The sequence below is a fragment of the Deinococcus metallilatus genome (assembly GCF_004758605.1).
Classification (GTDB): domain Bacteria; phylum Deinococcota; class Deinococci; order Deinococcales; family Deinococcaceae; genus Deinococcus; species Deinococcus metallilatus.
Genome location: NZ_CP038510.1, coordinates 222,501 through 227,500 on the forward strand (window position 1 = coordinate 222,501; position 5,000 = coordinate 227,500).

Below are 5,000 nucleotides of genomic sequence, written 5' to 3' on the forward strand. Positions count from 1 at the left end.
AGCGAGGCTGCCCGCGCTGCCACCCGCCTGCCCAGCGGTCACCCCGAAGCCTTTATCGAAGCCTTCGCCAACCTCTACCGGGGCGTGGCCGAGGCGATCCGGGCACGCCTGGAGGGGCGCGACCCCGACCCGCTGCTTGCCGACTTCCCCACGCTGGCGGACGGTCTGCGCGGCGTGCAGTTCATCGAGAAGGCGGTGGAGAGTGCCCGCAGCGAGCAGAAGTGGACCCCGGCCCGGTTGACGGCTGCTCCCCCCGTGGCCTCCAGAGGTGACGCATGACGGACGACTACCAGCCCCGACCCGCCGACAAGTTCACCTTTGGCCTCTGGACCGTGGGCCAGACTGGGCGCGACCCGTTCGGGGAGGCGACCCGGCCCGGCTTTTCGGCCCCGTACATCGTGCGGAAGCTTGCCGAACTCGGCGCGTACGGTGTGAACCTCCACGACAACGATCTGGTTCCGATAGACGCCACCCCGCAGCAACGGGACCGCATCGTGGCCGAGTTCAAACAGGCCCTCTCCGACCACGGCCTCGCCCTGCCGATGGCGACCACGAATCTCTTTTCCGACCCCGCCTTCAAGGACGGGGCCTTCACCTCCGCCGACGCGCGGGTGCGGGCCTACGCCCTTCAGAAGACGATGCACAGCATGGACCTGGGGCACGAACTCGGCGCGCAGACCTACGTTTTCTGGGGCGGGCGCGAGGGGACCGAGGTGGATGCCAGCAGCAAACTGCTCGACGCGCTGGCCTGGTTCCGCGACAGCCTGAACTTCCTGGCCGAGTACAGCCAGAGCCAGGGGTACGGGTACCGCTTCGCGCTGGAACCCAAGCCGAACGAGCCGCGCGGCGACCTCTTCTTTCCCACCGCTGGCTCGATGCTCGGTTTCATCGCCACCCTCGACCAGCCGGACCTCTTCGGGGTGAACCCGGAGTTCGCGCACGACACGATGGCGGGACTCAACTTCACCCACGCCGTCGCGCAGGTGATCGACGCCGGAAAGCTCTTCCACATCGACCTGAACGACCAGAAGATGGGCCGCTTCGACCAGGATTTGCGCTTCGGCGCGGAGAACCTCAAGACCTGCTTCTTTCTAGTGAAGCTGCTGGAGGACACCGGCTACAGCGGCCCGAGGCACTTCGACGCCCACGCCCTGAGAACGGAGGACGAGGAAGGGGTGTGGGCCTTTGCGCGGGGGTGCATGCGGACGTACCTGATGCTGAAGGAGAAAGCGCGGCAATTTGACGAGGACCCGGAGATTCAGGCGGCCTTGCAGGCGTACCGCGTGGACGACGAGGAACTCGCGCGCCTCACCGCGAAGTTCAGCCCGGAGAACGCCGAGGCGCTGAAGAACCGGACCTTTGATCGTGAAGCCCTCGGCAGACGCGGTCCCGGCCTGGAGCAGCTCGACCAGCTCACGGTGGAGCTGCTGCTGGGGCTGCGCGGCGCTGTGGCAAGGGCATGACCGGAACGCCCGTGGTCCTGGGCCTGGACCTGGGCACCAGCGGCGTGAAGGCCGTGGCACTTGACCGGGAGGGGCGCAAGGTGGCCGAGGCGGGCGGCAGCTACCCTCTGCTGACGCCCCGCCCCGGCTGGACCGAGCAGCGCCCGCAGGACTGGGTGGCGGCGACCCTGGACGCCCTGGGGAAGCTCGCGGAAGGGCTGCACGCGCTGGGGGCCGCGCCACTCGCGTTGGGTCTCTCCGGGCAGATGCACGGCCTGGTGGCGCTGGACGCGCAGGGGGAGGTGGTGCGGCCCGCCCCCCTCTGGAATGACCAGCGCACGGGCGCGCAGGTTCAGGCCATCGAGGAACGCATCCCCCGGCCTGACCTGATCGCACGCACTGGCAACCGGGCCGTGACGGGCTTTCAACTGCCCAAATTGCTGTGGCTGCGCGACACGGAGCCGGAAGCGTTCAGGCGCACCTGGCACGCGCTGCTTCCCAAGGACTACCTGGGCTTCGTCCTGACGGGGGAGATGCGCACGGAACCTTCCGACGCGTCGGGCGTGGGCGCCCTGAATCTGGCCGAGCGCCGCTGGGATCAGGACGTGCTGCGCGCCCTGGACCTCGACCCCGCCCTCTTTCCCAAGGTCGTGAACTCCTGGGACGTGACTGGAACCCTGCGGCCCGACCTGGCACGTCAGACGGGGCTGCCTGCGGGGCTGCCGGTGGTCGCGGGGGGCGGTGACAACGCGGCAGCGGGCATCGCTCTGGGCCTGGGCAGCGCGCAGCCGGGGACGGGCAGCGTCAGCCTGGGCACCAGCGGCGTCCTCTTCGCGCCCCTCACGCAGCCCCGGCCCGACCCGGAAGGCCGCGTGCATCTGTTCGCCCACGCGGACGGCGGCTATCACCTGCTCGGCGTGACCCTCGCCTGCGCGGGGGCGCTGCAATGGCTGCGGGACAGGCTGGCCCCGGAAGCCTCCTTCGATACGTTGCTTGCCGAGGCGGCGCAGGTGCCCGGCGGTGCGGAGGGCCTGACCTTCCTGCCGTACCTCGCGGGCGAGCGCAGCCCGCACATGAACCCCGACCTGCGGGGCGCCTGGGTCGGCCTGAGCCTGGCGCATGGCCGCGCCCACCTGACGCGGGCACTGCTGGAAGGCACGGCCTTCGCGCTGGCGGACGCCTTCGAGGTGATGCGCCCCCTGGCCCCCGTGACGACGCTCCTCGCCACGGGTGGTGGCGCGCGCAGCGACCTGTGGCTGGAGCTGGTGTCGGGGGCGCTGGGGGTCCAGGTCCGCCGCACGTCACAGGAACCGGGCGCGGCGGAGGGGGCCGCCCTGCTGGCGATGCCCGCCGCAGGGCTGTATCCGAGCCTTAAGGACGTCATGCAGGCTCTGCAACCCGGCAGCACGCCCGTTGCGCAGCGGGACGCCCGGGCTGCCCGTGAACGCTTCTTGCAGACACAGCGGCGCCTACAAGAAAGACCTTGATGGCAGACCAGTTCCCTGCTCCGCTGAACGCTCCGGCTGCGGTTGGACTACCGGGCCCCACCCGGACATCTGCCGATGGTCGCGCCCGCATTGATCTCGCACGGGAAGATCATGGGGACCGGGGGTTCCCGTGACACCAGCAGGCGCAGTGCCTGAACCGCCCCCCTTCCCATCTCCTGCCGCGGGACATGCAGGCCGGACCAGGACGGGTCACCTGCCTGCCCGGTGATGGCGTCGCCCAGCACCGCCGCCGAACAGTCGTCGGGCACCGCATACCCGGCTTCACGCGCCACCTCCAGAAAGCGGCGCATCAGACCGTCATTCTCCAGCAGGAAGCCGGTGACGCCGCTTGCCAGGGCGCCTTGCAGCCAGGCGCGGTCCAGCTCCCCGGGGTCCAGACGCTGGACGGGGGCGGGCCGGGCCACGCTCACGAAGCCGCGCTCCCGGTCCAGGGCGGATTCGTCCTGTCCGGGGCGGCCCACATACAGCAGCCTCCGGTGCCCCTGCGCCAGAAAGCGCCGGGTGAGTTCGGCGGTGGCCGAGGCGTAGTCGGCCTGCACGCAGGTCAGTTCGGCGTCCGGCACGGTTCGCCGCCCGATGAACACGGCGGGATGCCCGCCCCTCACCAGGGCTGCCAGTTCGCGGCGGTCCTGCTCGCCGGGATGCCCCAGCAGGACCGTGCCGTCGGTCAGGGCCAGGCGGGCCTGCATCCCCCCGGTGAGGCTGCGGCCCTCCCGGCCCCCGGTGTACAGCAGCAGGTCGAGGCCGCTGCGGGCCGCCTCCTCCTCGATGCCTTCCAGAAAGGGCGCGTAGAAGTCGCGGGTGCTGCTGGGAAAGACCGCCTCGTAGGTGAACACGCCGATCAGGGAACTGCGGCCCCCCACCAGGCGGCGGGCCGCCGCGTTCGGGACGTACTCCAGGTCGCGGATGGCCTGAAGGACGCGCGCCCGCGTCTCGGGGTGGATGCGCGCCTGACCCGCCTGCCCGTTGAGCACCTGGGAGACGATGGTCTGCGAGACACCGGCCCGCTCCGCCACCTGTTTCTGGGTGGGTTGTTTGCGGCTGGCCTGCTTGCGGGGCGGGGGGCGTGTCACGGTTTCCCTAGAACCCCGGCGAGGGGGTCAGGCGATACGCCTCCGGCCAGGCCAGCGGAAGGCCGAGGCGCGTCAGGAGCTGCTGGAAGTCCGGCAGGTGCCGTTCCCGGATGGCGGCGGGAGATTCGCCCCGCTCCAGGCTGAAGGCCGCCAGCGCGCCCGCTGCTTCCCCAGTGTTCCACTCGACGGGATGCAGCCGGTAGCAGCCGTTGGTGATGTGGGTCACGCCCAGCGTCTTCCCGGCGGCGATCAGGTTGCCCAGCCGCACCGGAATCAGGGCACCCAGCGGAATCTGGAAGGGCCAACTGGCGACGTCCACGTAGCCCCGCCCGCCCGTTCCGGGGTGCAGGTCGATGCGGTACTGGCCGATGCCGACGCTGTCCGGGAAGACCTCGGCGCCCTGCTGATTGCCGCGCGCCTCCACGCCGATCATGTTCTCCGTCACGGTGAACTGCGCCCTGATCCGCCGCGCCTCCCGGATGTAGGGCCGCAGCGCGAGGCCGTGGGTGAGTTCGGTCCCGGTCAGGTCGCCGCGCAGCCGCAGGCCGGGGTAGCCCTCGCCTTTCCCGTCGTGGCGGGGCGCTTCCGTCTGCATCCAGTACAGCAGTGAGAGGCTGAGTTCTTTTGCGGCCTCCAGGTGCCGCTCCTTCTCCTCTTCGGGGACGCCGACCAGCGGCCCCAGCCAGTAGTCGTTCTGCGGCCAGTTCACCAGGGTCACGTCCCCGGTGGGGGGGCAGTAGTGCCTTCCCGCCACGATGCGGCGGTAGTGCCAGAAGTCGCCCTTGTGTGCCCTCTCGACGGGATCGCTGAAGAGGTCGCGGTAGACCGGCGCGTCGGTGATGGGGTGCGGGTAGGTCCAGGAGAGCTGCGGCGCGGGCCAGAAGGGGGCCTGGTAGCGGCGCCAGTAGTCGTAACTCTGTGGCTGCGGGATAGTGTGGTCCTCGCCTTCCCGGTGGTCCATGGCGAAGCACCAGGTA

The 5,000-nt window shown here is 70.4% G+C and carries 5 protein-coding genes (2 of these 5 cut by a window edge); 3 read left to right on the plus strand and 2 right to left on the minus strand.

Annotation, left to right across the window (positions count from 1 at the left end):
• The 3 genes in view from E5F05_RS01005 to xylB are tightly spaced (each overlapping or abutting the next) and all read left to right on the plus strand, a layout consistent with a single transcriptional unit that may run on beyond the window.
• Positions 1-279 carry the end of a Gfo/Idh/MocA family protein gene (locus E5F05_RS01005; RefSeq protein WP_129117180.1) on the plus strand. The gene continues 915 nt to the left of window position 1, outside the view, so only the last 279 of its 1,194 coding nucleotides appear in the window; the start codon falls outside the window, past its left edge; its stop codon occupies positions 277-279.
• Entirely contained in the window at positions 276-1,463 is a 1,188-nt protein-coding gene (gene xylA / locus E5F05_RS01010) for a xylose isomerase (RefSeq protein ID WP_129117181.1), read from the plus strand. Before E5F05_RS01005 ends, xylA begins: the two co-directional genes overlap by 4 nt.
• On the plus strand, positions 1,460-2,929 hold the full coding sequence (gene xylB, locus E5F05_RS01015; RefSeq protein WP_129117182.1) for a xylulokinase: 1,470 nt from the start codon (positions 1,460-1,462) through the stop codon (positions 2,927-2,929). The genes xylA and xylB overlap by 4 nt, the downstream gene beginning before the upstream one ends.
• 47 nt (positions 2,930-2,976) lie before the next feature.
• Here xylB and E5F05_RS01020 read toward each other — a convergent pair whose 3' ends face one another.
• Together E5F05_RS01020 and E5F05_RS01025 are read right to left on the minus strand one after the other, a co-directional pair.
• On the minus strand, positions 2,977-4,023 hold the full coding sequence (locus tag E5F05_RS01020; protein ID WP_129117183.1) for a LacI family DNA-binding transcriptional regulator: 1,047 nt from the start codon (positions 4,021-4,023) through the stop codon (positions 2,977-2,979).
• Positions 4,024-4,030: 7 nt separating this feature from the next.
• Positions 4,031-5,000: the 3' portion of an FAD-dependent oxidoreductase gene (locus E5F05_RS01025; protein WP_129117184.1), read on the minus strand. It continues 626 nt past the right edge of the window; only the last 970 of its 1,596 coding nucleotides appear in the window; its start codon lies off the right edge, out of view; it ends in the stop codon at positions 4,031-4,033.

What these genes read in the sequence shown, in the direction of transcription:
- xylB (WP_129117182.1), top strand. Translation starts at nt 1,460, where the DNA reads ATGACCGGAACGCCCGTGGTCCTGGGCCTGGACCTGGGCACCAGCGGC.
- xylA (WP_129117181.1), top strand. Translation starts at nt 276, where the DNA reads ATGACGGACGACTACCAGCCCCGACCCGCCGACAAGTTCACCTTTGGC.